Here is an 18,633-nt window from a genome sequence, read left to right as displayed (position 1 = left end):
TCGGGCATTCACGACAGTGATGGTGCGATCCGCTATCCGCCCAGCCGGTCGCGATCGGCACGCCGATCCCGCTCGGCCTCCTTCATGATGCCGGCCATGTAGGCGTATATCTCCTTGTCCGACATGGCCTTCCAGCGTGGAGCCAGGAGCTTCATGTACTTCTCCACGTAGAGGAGTTGCTTGCCGACGAGGACCAGTTCGCGGGGCAGGCGCGCGTCGTGGGCCTTCGCGACGGCGGCGAGTTGCCGTCCGAGGTCCGTGTACGACATCGAGCCGAGGTCGGTCGTCGACAACGGCATGGTGACCTTGCGGATGTCGTCGGCGCCCTCGCTCGTCGAGCCCGGCTTGTGCACGGCACCGAGCAGGAAGATCGCCCGCCCGGCCGACTCGTAGTCGCCACGCACGAGCAGGTCGACGACGAGCTGGCGCAGAATGCGCCGGGTCCGCTTGGTGAACCGGCCGACGATGCCGAAGTCGAGGAGCACCAGCGTGCCGTCGGCATCGACGAGCACGTTCCCCGCATGCAGGTCGCCGTGAAACAGACCACCGTGGAACGCGGACTCGAGCAGCGACAGCAGCAGATTGCGGCACAGTGCGACGCCGTCGTGACCGGCCGCCCGGACTGCTGTCGCATCGTCGATCCGGATGGCGTAGATGCGCTCCATCGTGAGGACGCGCGACGTCGTGAAGTCGTCGTAGACCTTCGGGACGCGCACGCGGTCGCCGAACGGTCCGGGGCGCAGACACTCGTACCACTCCCGCATGGTGTTCGCCTCGTTGCGGAAGTCGAGTTCGGCGGCGAGACCGTCGGCGAAATCTTCGACGACGTGCCGGGCGCTGAGCATGCGTCCGTACTCCGAGATCTCGGCCAGACCCGCGACACGTTCGAGCAGCGCGACGTCGGGTGCGAGCCGGTCGGTGATCCCCGGCCGCTGGATCTTGACGACGACCTCCTCGCCCGAATGCAGGGTCGCGGTGTGGACCTGCGCGATCGAGGCCGACGCGATCGGGACGACGTCGAAAGCGGCGAACACCTCCTCCGGCGGGCGGCCGATCTCCTCGATGAACAGTGCGCGGATGAGGGCGGGATCGGCGGGGGACACCCGGTCGAGCAGGGACTCGAACTCGTTCGACAGCGTCTCGCTGAAGACGCCGGGGCTCGACGCGATGAGCTGGCCCAGCTTCACATACGTCGGCCCGAGGTGTTCGAAGGTGGAGCGGATCTCGTGCGCGACACGCTGCGCGGTCGGTGGTTTCCCGTGGACGGCATCTCCGACGGTGTGGAGCACGAATCGCCCGACGCCCGCCGCAGCATGTGCGGTCGCCGTGCCGAATCGGGAGATCTCGGCCATCGTCGACACGCGGGGCAGCTGTGCGCGGAGGTCGGTCGGCTGGGCCGCGGAGGGGCCGTCGTCGACAGAGTTCTGCATCGTCACCATCGGCAAGTGTAACGATCTGCGGTGCGCGGATCCCAGCCCGACGCGGCGTCAGGCCGGTGTGAGCGAGCTGCGCCGATGGGTCAACCAGCTGGTCAGGAGGCCATTTCGGGGTGCGAACAAATAGATCAGCGCGAACATCACACCTTGGGTGAGGACGACCATTCCGCCGGGTGAGACGTCGGCGCCGTAGCTGATGTAGACGCCGACTACGGTCGCGCCGACCGCCAGCGCGGGCGCGATGAGAAGCATGTGACCGAAGCGGTCGGTCAGCAGATGTGCGGCCGCTCCGGGGATGATCAGCATCGCGACGACGAGGATCACTCCGACGACCTGCAGCGCGACCACACAGGTCAGCGCGAGCAGCCCGAGGAGCAGGGCGCCGAGTCGCCGACGCGACAGCCCGATCGCGTGTGCGTGGACGGGGTCGAAGGCGAACAGTGTCAGGTCGCGGCGACGGACGATGAGCACGAGCGCGACTACCGCTCCGAGGATCACCAGCTGCCACAGGTCGGCGCCGGACACGCCGAGCACGTTGCCGAACAGGATGTGGTTGAGGTCGGTCTGGCTCGGCGTGGCCGAGACGAGGACGAGGCCGAGTGCGAACAGCGTGGTGAACACGATGCCGATCGCCGCGTCCTCCTTCACCCGGCTGGTGTCGCGGATCGTCCCGATGAGGGTCACCGCGAGGAAGCCGAAGACGACCGCGCCGATCGCGAACGGCACTCCGACGATGTAAGACAGGACCACACCCGGAAGGACGGCGTGCGAGACCGCATCGCCCATCAGCGACCATCCGATCAGCACGATCCAGCAGCTGATCAGTGCGCACACGGCGGCCGCGATCGCGCTGGCGACGAACGCATCCCGCATGAATGTCAGGGTCCACGGTTCGACGAGGAAGTCGATCACGACGCCACCTCCGAGTTCCGGACATCCTGTTGCGCAACGTCTTCGGTGCGTCCCGCGCCGAGGACGTCGAGGCCGAACGCGAGCGCCAGGTTCTCCGGCCGCAACGCCTCCTCGGGTGTGCCGTGGATGAGGACGCGTTGCATCAGCAGGACTGCCTCGGTGGCGAAGGACGGCAACGTCGACAGATCGTGGGTGGAGATGAGGATGGTCCGCCCGTCTGCGGCGAGGTCGACGAGGAGGTCGATGATCGTTGCTTCCGAACGTTTGTCGACGCCCGCGAACGGTTCGTCGAGCAGCAGGATCTCGGCGCCCTGCGCGATGCCCCGGGCAACGAACGCCCGCTTGCGTTGTCCGCCGGAGAGTTTCCCGATCTGACGGTCGGCGAGATCGGTCAGGCCCACCTTCTCGAGGGCGTCGTCGACAGCGGCGCGATCGCGTGCGCTCGCGCGGCGGAAGATGTTCTGACGTCCGTAGCGTCCGGTCATCGCGACCTCGCGGACGGAGATCGGGAACTCCCAGTCGACGGCCTCGGCCTGCGGAACGTAGGAGACCAGCCCTCGCGCTCGCGCCTGATTCGGACTGCGTCCGCCGATCCGGACGTGCCCCGACGCCGGCCGGACCAGGCCCATGATCGACTTGAAGAGCGTGGATTTGCCCGATCCGTTCATGCCGATGAGCCCGCAGATCCGGCCGGGCTGCAGTGTCAGCGACACGTCGCGCAACGCCGTGACCGAGCCGTATCGGACGGTGAGGTCGGCGATGTCGAGTGCGGGGACGTCGGCGGTTTCCCCGGCCGTGCGGTCGGGGTGCTCGGGGTCGTCAGGCATGATCGGCCTCCGTTCCGGTGAGTCCGTCGACGACGGTGGTGATGTCGTGGCGGAGCAGGTCGAGGTAGGTGGGAACCGGGCCGTCGGGTTCGGAGAGCGAGTCGACGTAGAGCGTTCCGCCGAAACGTGCGCCGGTGGCCCGCTGCACCTGTCGCATGGGTGCGTCGTTGACGGTGGATTCGCAGAACACGGCCGGCACCTTGCGATCCCGGACGAAGTCCACCGTGCGGCGCATCTGCTGCGGGGTCGCCTCCTGCTCGGAGTTCACCGGCCAGATGTAGAACTCGGTGAGCCCCGTGTCGCGGGCGAGGTAGCTGAAGGCGCCCTCGCAGCTGACCAACGCGCGCTCGTTCGGTGGGAGTGCGGCGACCGCCGACGTCAGCCGCCGCTGTTCGGCATCGAGTTGCGCCCCGTAGGAGGCGGCGTTGTCGCGGTAGGCGTCGGCGTGCTCTGGATCGATCGTCGCCAGCGCGCGAGAGATGTTGTCGGCGTAGGTCTTCACCGCCGTCGGCGACATCCACGCATGGGGGTTCGGTGGCGCTGCGCTGCCCGGTTGTCCGGCCGCGCCCGGGATGTCGGTGATGTGCATCGGCTCGACGCCGTCGGACGCGACGATGCGGGGGACGTCGATGTCGGTGAGGAAGCGCTCGAACCAGTCGTCGAGATGGAGTCCGTTGACGACCACCAGTGAGGCGTCGACGGCCTTGTGGAGGTCTCCGGGGGTGGGTTCGTAACCGTGGATCTCGGCGCCGAACTTCGTGAGCGAGACGACGTCGGCGTTCTCACCGGCCACATTCCGGGCGACATCGGCGAGCACGGTGAAAGTGGTGAGGACCTTGGGGCGGTCCCGCGCGGGTTCGGCAGTGCATGCGCCGACAACCAGCATCACGGCCACGGCGAGGAGCGCGATCGCGGGTCGGCGGGCTGCTGACATGCGCCAACTCTAAGTTCGGTCACCCGAACTTGCAAGTTAGCGGTGCCAAAATTCAGTTCGCATGAGCCGCGTTTCTCGGTGCTTGCACACAGATGACGGCGATCGTCACGCTCAGCATTACGTTCACCGTCATCAGGTCAGGTGTGCCGAGCTCTGCCCGACGGCCCGAGCGCACCGGCCTCACTCGTGGACCGGCTCCCCGGTCAGCCGATGATCGGCATGATTCAGCGCCTCCTCGATGAGGCGGCTCAGGTGCCCGTCGCGGAGGCGATAGATCATCCGCCTGCCGTCGCGACGGGTGTCGACGAGCCCGGTGAAGCGAAGCTTCGCGAGGTGCTGGCTGACCGCGGTCCGGGACGCGCCGGTGGCCTCGGTCAGCGCGGTGACGTCGGCTTCGCCGTCGGAGAGCAGCCACACGATGTGCAGCCGGGTGGGGTCGGCGAGCATCGCGAACACGGACGTCGCTGCGCTGAGCAGGGCCGGATCGGGCTCGACGGCGTGGTGGAGACTGACGGGGTCGCGCGGTGACGCCATCTCGTCCATCGTCGACAGACCTCCTCGCGGTACCGGCGGCCCGCGTGCTCGACGAGCTCAGCCGGTCGGTGCCGTTGCAGTCATGGTAGGCGGTCGGTGTGCGCGAACCGGTCTCGACGACGCCGCCCGCGACCACGTCCGCCGCGCGGCGATCGCGGCCGCCGCGGCCAGGACGGCGAGGATCACGGGGGTCGCCCACGGTCCGACGAGGGTAGGCCCCCACCCCGCTGCCGGATAGGTCACGAGGAATGCCGCGTGCGACAGCGAGAACTGTGCGGTGAACACCGCGTCACGGTCGTCGGCGGCGCTGTGGTCGCGGAGCATTCGGGTGGATGCGGTGTTCACCAGCGACGTCGCTACCCCGAAGACGAACCACAGGACGAGAACTGCACCGATCGTCGGTGCGATCGCCGTCATCAGTCCCACACCCGCGAGAGCGGCCGCACATCCCAGCGCACCTCCGCCGACGACCCGCCCCGCGGCGACCCTGCGCAGCAACCACGGCAACGCCACCGCCGCCACGATCGATCCGGTCCCGAAGACACCCAGCGCAACCGCGAGCACCGAGTCACCCAGACTGAGTTCGGCGCGGACATAGACCACCGAACCGACCACCACGACGGACGTCGCCGCGGCGGTGGCGATGTTCGCCCACAGAATGCCGCGGAAGACCGGACGGGACAGCATGATCCGTAAACCTGCGGTGGTCCGCGACCAGAAGTCACCGACGGAGTCCGCGCGCTGCGACGGGATCCGCGGCCCGGACCTCGCCACGAGGGCGGCCGAGGCGGCGAAACCCACCGCGGTCCCCACGAACAAGAACGAGTAGCCGACCACACCGAGCAGCGCGGCCGCGATCATCGGACTGACCACTGACTCGAGGTCGTAGGCGATCCGCGACGCCGACACCGCCCGGGTGTAGACGTCGCGGTCGGTCACCACCGTCGGGATGACGGATTGGAAAGGTGGGTGTGAACGTCGCCGACGCAGACTGTAGGGCGAAGACGAGGACATAGATCTGCCAGACCTCGCCGACGACGGGCAGCGCGGCAGCCATGGCGATGCGGATGACGTCGGCGCCCACCATCACCGAACGCGCCGACCACCGTGCGCAGACCGCGCGCATCACCGGGGCCATCACCACGTACGCGACCATCTTGATCGCGAGCGCGGTACCGAGCACGGTCCCGGCATCCGAACCCGCGAGGTCGAAGGCCAGCAGGCCGAGAGCGACCGTCATCAGGCCCGTTCCCAGCAGGGAGGCGACCTGCGCGGCGAACAGTCGACGGAACGTCGGGATGCGGAAGAGTGCGGCCACAGCTCGATGGTAGATATGAGTGCGCATATGCGCACATAAATATTCCTGAATGTGATCTATTCGCCCGACGTCCCACGTGACCACGGATCTCCGCAACACTGGAGTGGGTGCGGGGAGACCCGCAGCGAGCGTCGGCGACCACGATCCCGACCCGCGCATCTGACGTCGATCCGAGGGAGCACTCATGCCCACCACCGTCAACGCCTACATCGCCACCGCCTCCGATCAGCCACTCGAGGCGGCCACCATCGAGCGTCGCGACCCGAAGCCGCACGACGTCGTCATCGACATCGCCTACGCGGGCATCTGTCACTCCGACATCCACACTGCCCGCAGCGAATGGGGCCGGACCGCATTCCCGGTCGTGCCCGGTCATGAGATCGCCGGCATCGTCTCGTCCGTCGGATCCGACGTCACCCGCTACTCCGTCGGTGACCGCGTCGGCGTCGGATGCTTCGTCGACTCGTGTCGCGAATGCGAGCCGTGTAAGGCCGGCGACGAGCAGTACTGCGAGCGGGGCATGACTGGCACCTACAACGCCGTCGACCGTGATGGACAGCCCACCCACGGTGGCTACAGCACGGCCATCGTCGTCGACGAGAACTATGTCTGCGGCATCCCCGAAGGCATCGGACTCGACGAGGCCGCACCGCTGCTGTGCGCCGGGATCACCCTGTTCTCGCCGTTGCGCCACTGGAATGCCGGGCCGGGCAAGAAGGTCGCGATCGTCGGACTCGGCGGTCTCGGGCACATGGGTGTCAAGATCGCGCATGCGATGGGCGCCGAGGTGACCGTGCTCTCGCAATCACTCAAGAAGATGGAGGACGGACTGCGTCTGGGTGCCGACCACTATTACGCCACCAGCGATCCCGACACCTTCGACACGTTGCGCAACGAGTTCGACCTGATCATCAACACGGTGTCGGCGAATCTCCCGATCCACAAGTACCTCGGCATGCTCGCGATCAACGGCACCCTGGTCGAGTTGGGTCTTCCGGAGCATCCCATCGAGATCCCGGCGTTCGCCGTCACCGCGAATCGGCGCAGCTTCGCCGGGTCGATGATCGGCGGTATCGCCGAGACCCAGGAGATGCTCGACTTCTGCGCCGAGCACGGCATCGGTTCCGAGATCGAGGTCATCGGCGCGGACAAGATCAACGAGGCCTACGACCGTGTGGTCGCGAGCGACGTGCGCTACCGGTTCGTCATCGACACGGCCACCCTGTGATGGGGTGACATGACCCCGGCCTTCCGGTTCGCCGAGATCCGCGGGGCGCGGATCGCGTGGAACCAGACCGGTCGGGGCCCCGCGGTGGTGTGGGCGCACGGGATGAGTTCGAGCGCCTACCGGCAGGAGTCCTCCGGCCAATTCGATTGGCGCGCGGTGTCGTCGGCGCATCGGCTGATCCGCTACGACGCCCGTGGGCACGGGCGGTCGTCGGGTGGCCGATCTGAACAGGAGTTCACGTGGCCCGAGCTGGGCCGTGACCTGACCGCGCTGCTCGACGTCGCCGCGCCGGGCGAACGTGTCGGTGCGATCGGCTCGTCGATGGGTGCCGCCTCGATCCTCTATGCCGCCCTGGCGCAACCGGATCGGTTCACCCGCCTCGTATTGACCACCCCGCCGACGATCTGGGAGACGCGTCGTGTCCAGATCCCCATCCGGATCGCGTCCGCGGACCTGATCGAACGCCACGGACTCGCCGCGCTGGAACGACTGTCCGTGGACGCCCCGGCATCACCGGCGCTCGCCGACGCCAAGCGGTTCGTCAGCCCGGTTGCCGTTCGCTCGTCGATCTATCCCTGGGTGTTGCGCGGATCGGCGATCTCGGATCTGCCGCCGCCGGAAGAACTTGCCGCCCTGGACCTTCCGGTGCTGATTCTCAGCTGGACCGGCGACGACACGCATCCGGTGAGCAGCGGGCGGCTGCTCGCCGACGCCTTACCGGATGCGCAACTCGATGTGGCGGCGACACCCGCCGAGCTGCGTCGGTGGCCGAGGAAAGTGGTGGAGTTCCTGGACGGCGCACCGACGACCACGCGTTGAGATCGCGCGGCGTCCACCCGGCGCGTCATTTCTCGCACTCTGCGTGGTCCCGGGCCCTTGACGCATACCCCCTAGGGGTATAAAACGGGGGAATGGAGAAGAACACTGTGGCCGGATCGCCCCGTAGCCGCCACGGCCACGCCGCAACGCATCACGAGGACGCCGACGCGCATCATGACCATGCGGGTCACGGCGGTCATGGCGCCCATGACGGTCACGCCGGCCACGGCGATCACGTCGCCTTGTTCCGCCGACTGTTCTGGGCCATGACGGTCCTCGCGGTCCCGGTGGTGATCGCCAGTCCGATGTTCGCCGACCTGGTCGGGTACTCGCTGCCGTCATGGGGGATCGTCGACTGGATCTCGCCGGTCCTGGGAACGGTCATGCTCGTATGGGGCGGCCGCCCCTTCCTCGCTGGGGCGGTGGGCGAGTTGCGATCTCGCGCACCGGGGATGATGACGCTCATCGCGCTCGCCATCTCGGTGGCGTTCGTCGCGTCGTGGGGTGCGTCGCTCGGGGTGCTGCACCACGAACTGGACTTCTGGTGGGAACTCGCACTGCTGATCGTCATCATGCTGCTCGGCCACTGGATCGAGATGCGTTCGATCGCCCAGACGACCTCGGCGCTGCAATCACTGGCCGCACTACTGCCCGACGAGGCCGAACGCGTCGTCGGCGACGAGGTGACGACGGTCCCGCCGTCGGAGTTGCGGGCGGGGGACACCGTGATCGTGCGACCGGGTGGCCGTGTCCCCGCCGACGGCGAGATCGTCTCCGGCACAGCAGATGTCGACGAGTCGATGATCACCGGCGAATCGGCGTTGGTGACACGCACGGTCGGCGACAAGGTCGTCGCCGGCACGGTCAGCGCCGACACCGCCATCCGGGTACGGGTCACCGCCGTCGGCGACGACACCACCCTCGCCGGCATTCAGCGCCTCGTCGCCGAGGCGCAGAACTCGTCGAGCCGTGCACAACGCCTGGCCGATCGCGCGGCAGGCTGGCTGTTCTGGTTCGCCCTCGGCGCCGCCGTGCTCACCGCGGTCGTGTGGACGGCGGTAGGGCAGCCCGACAACGCGGTGATCCGGACGATCACCGTACTCGTCATCGCCTGCCCGCACGCGCTCGGCCTCGCGATCCCGTTGGTCGTCGCAATCGCGACCGAACGCGCGGCGAAGATGGGTGTCCTGGTGACCGACCGGATCGCGCTGGAGACACTGCGCCTTGCCGACGTCGTCCTGTTCGACAAGACCGGGACACTCACCAGGGGTGAGCCCGCCGTGGTCGACGTGGTGGCGGATTCCGAAACCGGTGCTATGTCCGGCGGCGAGGTGCTGGCCCTGGCGGCTGCCGCGGAGTCCGACAGCGAGCATCCGCTCGGCGCCGCCGTGGTGCGCGCGGCCCGTGAGCGTGGCCTCAACATCCCTGTTGCCCAGGACTTCTCGTCGAGCGCGGCAGTCGGGGTGCGGGCCGTGGTGAACGGGCTCGAGGTCGCCGTCGGCGGACCGCGGTTGCTCGAGGATCGGCGACTGGACGCCATCGGTGCCGCCGACCGCCTCGTCGGCAACGGCAACACGGTCCTGCACGTCGTCGTCGACGGCCGGGTCGTCGGTGCGCTGGCGCTCGCCGACGAGGTGCGTCCGGAGTCGGCGGAGGCCGTGCGGGCGCTGGGCCGGCGTGGGGTCGAGGCCGTGATGGCCACCGGCGACGCACGCGACGTGGCCGAACGGGTGGCCGCCGAACTCGGCATCGAACGGGTCTACGCCGGAGTGCGTCCCGAGGACAAGGAATCGATCGTCGCCGACCTTCAGAGTGAGGGCAATACCGTCGTGATGGTCGGGGACGGTGTCAACGACGCACCCGCGCTGGCCCGCGCGGACGTCGGTGTGGCAATCGGCGCGGGAACCGATGTCGCGATCGGCTCGGCGGGCGTGGTGCTCGCGGGCGACGATCCGCGGACGGTGGTGTCGGCGATGGACCTGTCGGCGCAGGCCTACCGGAAGATGACCCAGAACCTGTGGTGGGCCGCCGGCTACAACCTGATCTCCGTGCCGCTGGCCGCCGGTGTGCTGGCGCCGATCGGATTCGTCTTGCCGATGGCGATCGGTGCGATCCTCATGTCGGCGTCGACGGTGATCGTCGCGCTGAACGCCCAACTCCTTCGCCGGGCGGATCTGTCCGTGCATTGACGACCCTCTGACGGGTAGAGTTTTCGACTGGGAATCGAAAACGCCGGTGTCGTCGTTGACCAGGTCAACGAAACCCGTCCCGGAGAGGTGTGACATGACCGATACGCGAGCAGATCGGAACACCGTCGGCGGTGAGTCGCGCGCCGACCTGGTCGTGGTCGGCGCGGGGGTCGCCGGCCTCACCGCCGCGCTCACCGCCGCCGAGGCCGGGTTGCGCGTCATCGTCCTCACCAAGGGTCGCGTCTGGCCGGACTCGGCCCTTCGGTCGGATGCGGAGCAGCCGACGGCGACCTACTACGCGCAGGGCGGCATCGCCGTCGTCATGCCCGATGTCCCCGGCGACTCCGTCGACCTGCACGTCGCGGACACCGTCGCCGCCGGCGCCGGCCTCACCGATCCGCTGACGACCCGCCCGATCCTCGGCGACGGGTGGTCGGCCGTGAGTGAACTGATAGCGCGGGGTGCCGAGTTCGATCGCGACGCCGTCGGCTTGCCGGCGCGGACCCGCGAGGGCGGTCACTCGGTCCGCCGCATCATCCACGCCGGCGGTGACGCCACCGGCGCCCAGGTGCAGCGCGCCCTCGGCGCTCGGCTGCATGATGCGTCGCGACATCTGGCGATCACATGCCACGACGACGCCGTGGCGACCGAGATCCTGCGCGCCGACGGGCAGACCGCGGGCGTCGTGTTCCGGTCGGCCGGACGCCGCCACGTCGTGCGTGCTCCCAGCGTCCTGCTGGCCACCGGTGGGAGCGGGCACCTGTACGCGGACACCACCAACCCGGCCGGCGCGACCGCCGACGGCATCGCGCTCGCCCTTCGTGCCGGTGCGGTCGTCGCCGACATGGAGTTCATCCAGTTCCACCCGACCATGCTGTATGTCGACGGCGCGCGCGGACGTCGCACGCTGATCAGCGAGGCGGTGCGCGGCGAGGGCGGTCGGCTCGTCGATGCCGCCGGTCGCCCGGTGACCGACGGCGTTCATCCCCTGGGCGACCTGGCACCGCGTGATGTGGTCGCCAACGCCGTCGAGACCCGACTGACCGAGACGGGCGATCCATGCGTGTTCCTCGACGTGCGCAGCATCCCCGACTTCGCGACCCGTTTTCCGACGGTCACCGCCGGTGTCGCCGCCGCCGGGCTCGACCCCGATGCCGGCCTCATCCCGGTCGTCCCCGGTGCGCACTACCTCTGCGGCGGCGTCCTCACCGACGTCGACGGCCGGACGGCGATCCCCGGTCTGCTCGCGGCGGGCGAGGTCGCGCGGACCGGCCTGCATGGCGGCAACCGGCTGGCGTCCAACAGTCTCCTCGAAGGACTCGTCATGGGTCGGCGGGCTGCTGCGGTCGCGGTGGCCCGCGTCGGCCGACCGGTCGTCGACGCCACACCGTCGGATGTTCGCGGAGAGCCCGCTGTGGATCGATATCTGTTGCAGGACAACATGTCCCGATCGGTGGCATTGCGACGCGACGCCGAGGGGCTGGGTCGCCTGGCCGCGCTTCTCGAGCACGCCCCGATTCGGCAGCACGTCACCGATTGCGATGTCGAGGACGCCGCACTGACCCTCACCGCACGGGTCGTGGTGGCGGCGGCAGCGGCACGAACCGAGTCTCGCGGGTGCCACTCGCGGACCGATCACCCCACGACCGATCCGGTCGCGCGCAGCAGGTGCTTCGGGTTGATCGACGGCGAGATCTCCGACTGCGAGGGAGCCGAGTCGATCGTGGCGATCGACGCCGTCGCACTCTGACATCGGGTGTTGATATCGGGTGCTGACCGCGAGTACCCGCACGCGGTAACGTCGGCGATCATGACCGCGCCCGGCCGTATCGACGTCGACCTCGGCCACATCCGGCTGCATGCGCTGACCTGGGGTGAGGAGTCCGCACCGCTCGCCCTGTGTCTCCACGGTTTCCCCGATTCGGCGTGGACGTGGCGCCATCTCGGGCCGGTGCTGGCGGAGGCCGGTTATCGGGTCGTCGCACCGTTCACGCGGGGCTACGCCCCGTCAGCGCTTCCTGCCGACGGCGATTATCACGTCGCAGCACTGGTGGACGACGCACTCGCGGTGCACCGCGCGCTCGGCGGCGGCGACGACGCCGTTCTCATCGGCCACGACTGGGGAGCCCTCACCGTCCATGGCATCGCGTCCCGCGTCGACAACCCGTTCCGGCGGGTGGTCGCGATGGCCGTCCCGCCGATCGCCGCGTTGCGGCAGGGCGGGACGTCGGTGCGCACACAGTTGCGGCTGCTGCCGCGGCAGATGGTCATGAGCTGGTACATGGCCTTCAACCAGGTGCCGGTGCTCGCCGAGCGCAGTCTCGGGTGGCTGATCCCACTGTTGTGGCGACGATGGGGGCCGCGGCCGGACGCCGTCGACATCGACAACGCTCTCGCCGCGGTGCCGACCACCGCCCACCGGGCCGCCGTCGTCGGCTACTACCGGGCCATGCTGCGACCGCGCGTCGCCGATCGTTACGCCCACGACGCCACCTCGTGGCTGAACCCACCGCGCGTGCCACTGCTGTATGTGCACGGGATCGCCGACGGGTGCATGCAGGTCGCCTTCACCGACGGGCTCGAGGAGCTGCTCCCCGCGGGCAGTGGCGTCGTGCGCGTGGCCGATGCCGGACACTTCGCGCACCTCGACGACCCCGCCGCAGTGCACTCCGCGATCCGCGGATTCCTCGCCGACACCTGATCGCACACCCGGGGACAGTCCGGTGCGGGCACGGGCGCACAATCGGATCCATGCCGACCTCGACGACGCCGCCCGACGAGATCGACTTCACCGGCGTCGGCGGCATCACATCGCGCGCCGACGAATGGCGTCCGCCCTCTGACGACACCGGCAGCGTCGGCAGCAGTGCCACCGACACCGACGGGCCGACCGGACCGACGATCCTGCTGCTGCACGGCGGCGGTCAGACCCGGCATTCCTGGAAGAAGACGGGCCATCTCCTCGCCGACGCGGGTGCCCGGGTCTTCTCGCTCGACACACGGGGACACGGCCGCAGCGACTGGTCGCCCGACGGTCACTACAGCCTCGACCTGTTCACCGCAGATGTCGTCGAGGTCGTCCGGCAGATCGGCCGGCCCGTCACGCTCGTCGGAGCCAGCATGGGCGGGCTCAGCAGCATCGGGGCCGCCGCGACGCTCGGGCCGGACATCGTCGAAGCACTCGTCCTCGTCGACGTCGTACCGCGGTTCGATCAGCAGGGCAGCGCCCGCATCCGCGACTTCATGACCGGCAACGTCGACGGATTCGACACGCTGCACGACGCCGCCGACGCGATCTCCTCCTATCTCCCGCACCGCGACAAGATCTTCAATCCGGAAGGGCTCAAACGCAATCTGCGTCAGGGAGACGACGGCCGCTGGTACTGGCACTGGGACCCGGCGTTCGTGCGCTCGAAACCGGGCGACGACCGGTTCGTGCGAGCCGAACATCTCGAGGAGCAACTGGCCTCGCTGTCGGTGCCGATCCTGCTCATCCGCGGCAAGCTGTCCGACGTCGTCCCGGCCGACGCCGTCGAGGGCTTCCGCGCGGTCGTCCCGAAGGCCGAGGTCGTCGAACTCTCGGATGCCGCACACACCGCGGCCGCCGACGACAACGACGCGTTCACCGGTGTCGTCCTCGACTTCATCCGTGCGCGCAGATAGCCCGCGGCCGGACCGCCGGCGCATCGGCGGCACATATTTGCGCCGCGTCTATGGCGGGGAGGGTCCGATTATTCGTACACTGACCGCCGGGGGAGAGAATCGGTGTCGCGTGTTGACGGCGTGCCAGGACGTCCCCATGTCCCGTGCCACGAACGCGAGCGCAGGGAGCAGACCGTTTGACCGATTGCGTGTGCGCGGTGAGCGCGAAGGAGAGGCCGGATGAACGGCGAAGGCTGCTGGTCGACGGTCGTCTGCACGCCCGCGGAACGCGGGGCGCTGGGTTTGACGGGACAATCGGAGTGGTTGCTGCACTGCCGGCTCGCCGCCGGCCACCGCGGTAATCACGCATCGGACGCGAGTGTGCGTCCGCGTACTGACCGACGTCTGTGGCTCGAGTGGAACGACTTCGACGACCACGCCCAGTCGCTGATCGAACGCAACCCGTGTTCCTTTCGCTCGCAGCACGGCGCGGCCTGCCTCTACTTCGAGGGTCACGGCGGCACGCACTTCTTCGCGCCGTCGAACGGTCATGCCCCCGCTCCCGCGCGAGGTCCGCAGAGCGGCGCCATGCCGGGGCAGGGTCCGGTCCAGCAACCGGGGCAGGCACCACAGTCCGGCCTGATCCCGCCGGGGCCGCCGCCGATGCCGCCCCAACAGGGGCCCGGTCACCAGTCGGGTCCGATGCAACCGCCACTGCCGCCGCACCAGCCTCCGCCCCCGATGAATCGCCCTGCGCCGCCACCTCCGGAGTCGCCGACCCCGATGACGCCGTCGTCGGCACCGCCCGCGGCCAGACGTCGTGCAGAACCGGCCTCTGCGACCGCCACCCAGGAGTCGTCGCAGGTCATGCCGCAGGCGTCCATGGGACGCCCGCCGGTCGCGGCCGGTGCGCATGCCTCCGGCGGTCATCACGACGGCTACCGTCCGGGCCGTCGGTCGACGGGCGCCGAGCCGCCTACCACTGCTGCGCGCGCCGGCAGCCGTCATCGATTGCCGGACGCCGACGACCAGGAGTCGCAGTCCGAAGCCCCGGCGACACCGCCGAGCCCGCAGCCGGCCCGCTCGCAACCGATTACCCCACCACCCGCCGCACCTCCCGGATCGTCGACCGCAGGTCCGACTGCAAATGCCGCCTCGTCGGCCGGACGATCGGACGCGGAGATCGCCGCGGCGCTGCGTGACGTCGCCGCCGCGCTCGAACGGCTCGCCGCCGCGATGCGGTAGTCGGGGAATTTTCGCCACGATCTGCAGTCGGGCCCGGTCGCCTGCTGAACCGATCCACCGCCGAACCGATCCACCCCGAATCCACAACACCACCCTGAAAACAAGACGGGTGGTGTTGTGGATTCGGGGTATCTTCCTGGCTGTGTCGTCGGATCTGCGGCCGCAATCCGTTGCGCGACGTATACCCCATGGGGGTACCGGTATGTGCGCGAACCTGGTATACCTGGTGGGGGTATTGACCAGGACGCCACGGGCTACACGGAGGATCTGCGACATGGAGCATGCGCAACACGGCTACATCGGCCGCAAGGACGACTATCTGCGCCGGCTCCGGCGGATCGAGGGCCAGGCCCGCGGTCTGCAGCGGATGGTCGACGACGAGGCCTACTGCATCGACATCCTCACGCAGGTATCCGCGATGACCAAGGCGCTGCAGGCCGTCGGCCTCGGGCTGCTCGAGGAGCACATGAACCACTGCGTCGTCCATGCCGCTCAAGAGAGTGACTCGGCCGGGCGGGAGAAGGTCGACGAGGCGATGCAGGCGATCGCCCGGCTCGTGAAGTCCTGACCGGCATCACGCCGAAAGTATTGGCCAACAAGCATTTTCGGATAACCAGACCATCGACTTCAGGGAGGAAGCCATGACCACCGCAACCTACACCGTCACCGGTATGACCTGCGGACATTGTGTCGCGTCGGTTCGCGAGGAGGTCGCCGACATCAGTGGTGTCGTGCAGGTTGACGTCGCCCTCGACAGCGGCGCCGTGGAGATCACCAGCGACCGTGAACTCGCCCGCACCGAGGTCGAGGCGGCCGTCGCCGAGGCCGGTTACGCACTGGCATGAACCCCGCCTATCGAATCGGCGGCTTCCTGATCGCGATGGTGGCGGTGTTCGGTCTCGCCTTCGGAATCGGGCGTGCGGTGGACCCCGGGATCGGTGAGCCTCCGCAGCAACCGTCGGTCCATCAGCAGCACACGGAGTGAATCGATGACCAGCGTCGAACGGGTCGACTTCGACATCGACGGCATGACCTGCGCGTCGTGCGCCAATCGGATCGAACGCAAACTCAACAAGCTCGACGGGGTGAGTGCGTCGGTCAACTACGCGACCGAGCAGGCCCACGTCGAGTTCCCTGCCGGCCTCGGCGCCGACGACCTCATCGCCGTCGTGCGTGATGCCGGCTACGGCGCCACGCAGGTGCCGGGGGCAACAGAGCCGTCCGACGACGCCGCGGGCGGGCCTGCCGTCGGCGACCGAGCGGATCGTGAACTCGACGCCCTGCGGCAGCGTCTCGTCGTGTCGGCCGTCCTCACCGTGCCGGTGGTGCTGCTGGCGATGGTGCCTGCGCTGCAGTTCACCTACTGGCAGTGGATGTCGCTTACGCTGGCCGCTCCCGTGGTCGTGTGGGGCGCCTATCCGTTCCATCGCGCTGCGTGGGTCAACCTGCGTCACGGTTCGACGACGATGGACACCCTGGTGTCGGTCGGCACCCTGGCCGCCTTCGGCTGGTCGCTGTATGCGCTGTTCTTCGGCACCGCAGGCGAACCCGGCATGCGGCACGGCTTCGATCTCATCGCGTCGCGAGGCGAGGGCGCCTCGATGATCTATCTGGAGGCGGCCGCGGGGGTGACCACGTTCCTGCTGGCGGGCCGATACTTCGAGAAGCGCTCCAAGCGACGCGCGGGGGACGCGCTCCGCGCGCTGCTCGAGATGGGCGCCAAGGACGTCGCCGTGCTCGTCGACGGGGCAGAGCGACGAATCCCGGTGGGGGAGCTCGCCGTCGGTGACGAGTTCGTTGTCCGGCCCGGTGAGAAAATCGCCACGGACGGTGTTGTCGTGCGCGGCGCATCGGCGGTCGACGCGTCGATGATCACCGGAGAATCGGTGCCGGTGGAGGTCACCGAGGGCGACGAGGTCATCGGTGCGACGGTCAACACCAGCGGCCGGCTCGTCGTCCGCGCCGGCCGGGTCGGCGCCGACACCGCGCTCGCGCAGATGGCTACGATGGTCGCCGACGCACAGGCGGGCAAGGCGCAGGCGCAACGCCTGGCCGATCGTATCTCGGCGTTCTTCGTGCCCGGCGTCATCGCCATTGCTGTTGCGACGCTGGGGTTCTGGCTCGGCGCCGGGAGCATCGCGAGCGGGCCGGATCTGATCGGTGCCGCGAGTGTTGGCACTGCCGCCGAAGACGGGACCGGTGGTATCACTTTCGCCTTCACCGCCGCGGTCGCGGTGCTGATCATCGCGTGTCCGTGCGCCCTCGGCCTGGCGACGCCGACAGCGCTGATGGTCGGTACCGGTCGCGGAGCCCAGCTCGGCATCCTGCTGAAGGGACCCGAGGTCTTGGAGTCGACGCGTCGGGTCGACACCATCGTCCTCGACAAGACCGGAACCGTGACGACCGGCGAGATGACCCTCGATGCGGTCACCGTCGTCGGCGAGAGTCCCGATGAGCAAACGGTTCTCACGTACGCGGCGGCGGTGGAGGAGGCCTCCGAGCATCCGATCGGGGCGGCGATCGTCCAGGGCGCCCGTGCGAGATACGGGCCGATCGGACTTGCGATGCGCGAGTTCCGGACCGTCGACGCGACCGGTGTCGTCGGCGCCGTCGGCGACGTCCGTGTCGAGGTGACCAATCCGTCGCGGGTCGACCATCCACTGCCGGAACAGCTTTCCGAGGCGGTGAGCGCTGCTCAGGCGAACGGCGCGACCGCAGTGGTGGTCTCGTTCGACGGCGATCCGGTCGGTGTCATCGCGGTCGGCGACCGCGTGAAGCCGACGTCACGCGCGGCGATCGGACAGCTGCGACGGATGGGCCTGACGCCGGTGTTGCTGACCGGCGACAACGCAGGGGCGGCGGAACACGTCGCGCGTGAGGTCGGCATCGACACCGTCATCTCGGAGGTCTCCCCGGCGGGGAAGGTCGACGCGATCGCCGAGCTCCAGCGGCAAGGACATTCGGTGGCCATGGCCGGCGACGGCGTGAACGACGCAGGTGCGCTGGCCCGCGCCGACCTCGGGCTCGCGATGGGGACGGGTACCGACGTCGCGATCGAGGCGAGCGATCTCACCGTCGTGAGCGGCGACCTGTGGGCCGTCGTCGACGCCATCCGGTTGGCCCGGCGCACCCTCGGAACCATCAAGGGCAACCTGTTCTGGGCATTCGCCTACAACGTGGCCGCGATTCCGGTGGCCGCGGCCGGTCTGCTGAATCCGATGCTCGCCGGTGCCGCGATGGCGTTGTCGTCGGTGTTCGTCGTCGCCAACAGCCTGCGGTTGCGGCGGTTCCGGCCGCATCGGCGAGGGTAGGGGCGGTTGCGTCCCTTCGTGACGCTCGCGAGCTCGCTCCTCAGTGTCTGAGGCCGCCGGTGGCGGCCGTGGTGGGGAGCGAAGAGTGGATGCTGGCCACCTGGGGTCGGTGGGGGGATCATTGATGGGTGGATCGTGGCCGTCCCCGGACGCTTCCCTTGTGTCAGTGAGCCAGTTCCTCAGTGTGGGGTGCGGGGCCTACCACGGGAATCGTGGATTGTTGCTACGAGCACGCGGA

The 18,633-nt window shown here is 68.9% G+C and carries 17 protein-coding genes; 11 read left to right on the top strand and 6 right to left on the bottom strand.

All coding sequences use genetic code 11. From position 1 onward, the window contains the following. Positions 1–32: 32 nt before the first annotated feature. The 6 genes from EEB19_RS23805 to EEB19_RS23780 form a co-directional block, all read right to left on the bottom strand. Entirely contained in the window at positions 33–1,430 is a 1,398-nt protein-coding gene (locus EEB19_RS23805) for an AarF/ABC1/UbiB kinase family protein (protein WP_187589802.1), read from the bottom strand. Between the two features lie 57 nt (positions 1,431–1,487). Continuing rightward, positions 1,488–2,309, bottom strand: coding sequence for a metal ABC transporter permease (locus EEB19_RS23800; protein WP_187589832.1), 822 nt, complete (start codon positions 2,307–2,309; stop codon positions 1,488–1,490). A gap of 35 nt (positions 2,310–2,344) precedes the next feature. Beyond that, positions 2,345–3,175: a metal ABC transporter ATP-binding protein gene (locus EEB19_RS23795; RefSeq protein WP_187589801.1), complete on the bottom strand. Its 831-nt coding sequence runs from the start codon at positions 3,173–3,175 to the stop codon at positions 2,345–2,347. Beyond that, positions 3,168–4,109, bottom strand: a complete 942-nt coding sequence (locus EEB19_RS23790; protein ID WP_187589800.1) for a metal ABC transporter substrate-binding protein — start codon at positions 4,107–4,109, stop codon at positions 3,168–3,170. Before EEB19_RS23790 ends, EEB19_RS23795 begins: the two co-directional genes overlap by 8 nt. Before the next feature lie 180 nt (positions 4,110–4,289). Further along, positions 4,290–4,652 carry a metalloregulator ArsR/SmtB family transcription factor gene (locus EEB19_RS23785; protein WP_187589799.1) on the bottom strand — a complete coding sequence of 121 codons (363 nt, stop codon included), beginning with the start codon at positions 4,650–4,652 and terminating at the stop codon, positions 4,290–4,292. Between the two features lie 48 nt (positions 4,653–4,700). Next, positions 4,701–5,657, bottom strand: coding sequence for an MFS transporter (locus EEB19_RS23780; RefSeq protein WP_262365883.1), 957 nt, complete (start codon positions 5,655–5,657; stop codon positions 4,701–4,703). Positions 5,658–6,145: 488 nt separating this feature from the next. On the opposite strand from EEB19_RS23780, the gene EEB19_RS23775 reads away from it, so the two are divergent. The 11 genes from EEB19_RS23775 to EEB19_RS23725 all read left to right on the top strand — a co-directional run bounded on the left by EEB19_RS23775 (position 6,146) and on the right by EEB19_RS23725 (position 18,395). Then, positions 6,146–7,189, top strand: a complete 1,044-nt coding sequence (locus tag EEB19_RS23775) for an NAD(P)-dependent alcohol dehydrogenase (protein ID WP_187589798.1) — start codon at positions 6,146–6,148, stop codon at positions 7,187–7,189. 9 nt (positions 7,190–7,198) lie between these two features. Next, positions 7,199–8,008, top strand: a complete 810-nt coding sequence (locus EEB19_RS23770; RefSeq protein ID WP_187589797.1) for an alpha/beta fold hydrolase — start codon at positions 7,199–7,201, stop codon at positions 8,006–8,008. A 92-nt stretch (positions 8,009–8,100) separates the two neighbouring features. Beyond that, positions 8,101–10,197: a heavy metal translocating P-type ATPase gene (locus EEB19_RS23765; RefSeq protein WP_187589796.1), complete on the top strand. Its 2,097-nt coding sequence runs from the start codon at positions 8,101–8,103 to the stop codon at positions 10,195–10,197. A 94-nt stretch (positions 10,198–10,291) separates the two neighbouring features. Continuing rightward, complete coding sequence (gene nadB / locus EEB19_RS23760) at positions 10,292–11,947, top strand: L-aspartate oxidase (RefSeq protein ID WP_187589795.1); 1,656 nt, start codon at positions 10,292–10,294, stop codon at positions 11,945–11,947. A 60-nt stretch (positions 11,948–12,007) separates the two neighbouring features. Continuing rightward, complete coding sequence (locus EEB19_RS23755) at positions 12,008–12,898, top strand: alpha/beta fold hydrolase (protein ID WP_187589794.1); 891 nt, start codon at positions 12,008–12,010, stop codon at positions 12,896–12,898. 50 nt (positions 12,899–12,948) lie between these two features. Further along, positions 12,949–13,860, top strand: a complete 912-nt coding sequence (locus EEB19_RS23750) for an alpha/beta fold hydrolase (protein ID WP_187589793.1) — start codon at positions 12,949–12,951, stop codon at positions 13,858–13,860. A 219-nt stretch (positions 13,861–14,079) separates the two neighbouring features. Beyond that, positions 14,080–15,084, top strand: a complete 1,005-nt coding sequence (locus EEB19_RS23745) for a hypothetical protein (protein ID WP_187589792.1) — start codon at positions 14,080–14,082, stop codon at positions 15,082–15,084. 274 nt (positions 15,085–15,358) lie between these two features. Then, the gene (locus EEB19_RS23740) at positions 15,359–15,652 is read left to right on the top strand and encodes a metal-sensitive transcriptional regulator (protein ID WP_187589791.1); all 294 of its coding nucleotides are present in this window, start codon (positions 15,359–15,361) and stop codon (positions 15,650–15,652) included. A gap of 73 nt (positions 15,653–15,725) precedes the next feature. Next, positions 15,726–15,929, top strand: a complete 204-nt coding sequence (locus tag EEB19_RS23735; RefSeq protein ID WP_187589790.1) for a heavy-metal-associated domain-containing protein — start codon at positions 15,726–15,728, stop codon at positions 15,927–15,929. After that, positions 15,926–16,069: a hypothetical protein gene (locus EEB19_RS23730; RefSeq protein ID WP_187589789.1), complete on the top strand. Its 144-nt coding sequence runs from the start codon at positions 15,926–15,928 to the stop codon at positions 16,067–16,069. Before EEB19_RS23735 ends, EEB19_RS23730 begins: the two co-directional genes overlap by 4 nt. A 4-nt stretch (positions 16,070–16,073) precedes the next feature. Next, positions 16,074–18,395 (top strand): cation-translocating P-type ATPase, encoded by a 2,322-nt coding sequence (locus EEB19_RS23725; RefSeq protein WP_187589788.1) that lies wholly within the window; start codon positions 16,074–16,076, stop codon positions 18,393–18,395. The last annotated feature ends 238 nt before the right edge of the window (positions 18,396–18,633 follow it).

It is taken from the genome of Gordonia sp. OPL2 (genome assembly GCF_003797825.1).
Lineage (GTDB): Bacteria > Actinomycetota > Actinomycetes > Mycobacteriales > Mycobacteriaceae > Gordonia.
Note: the sequence above shows the minus strand (reverse complement) of the source record. Positions and strands in the feature narration are given on the sequence as shown.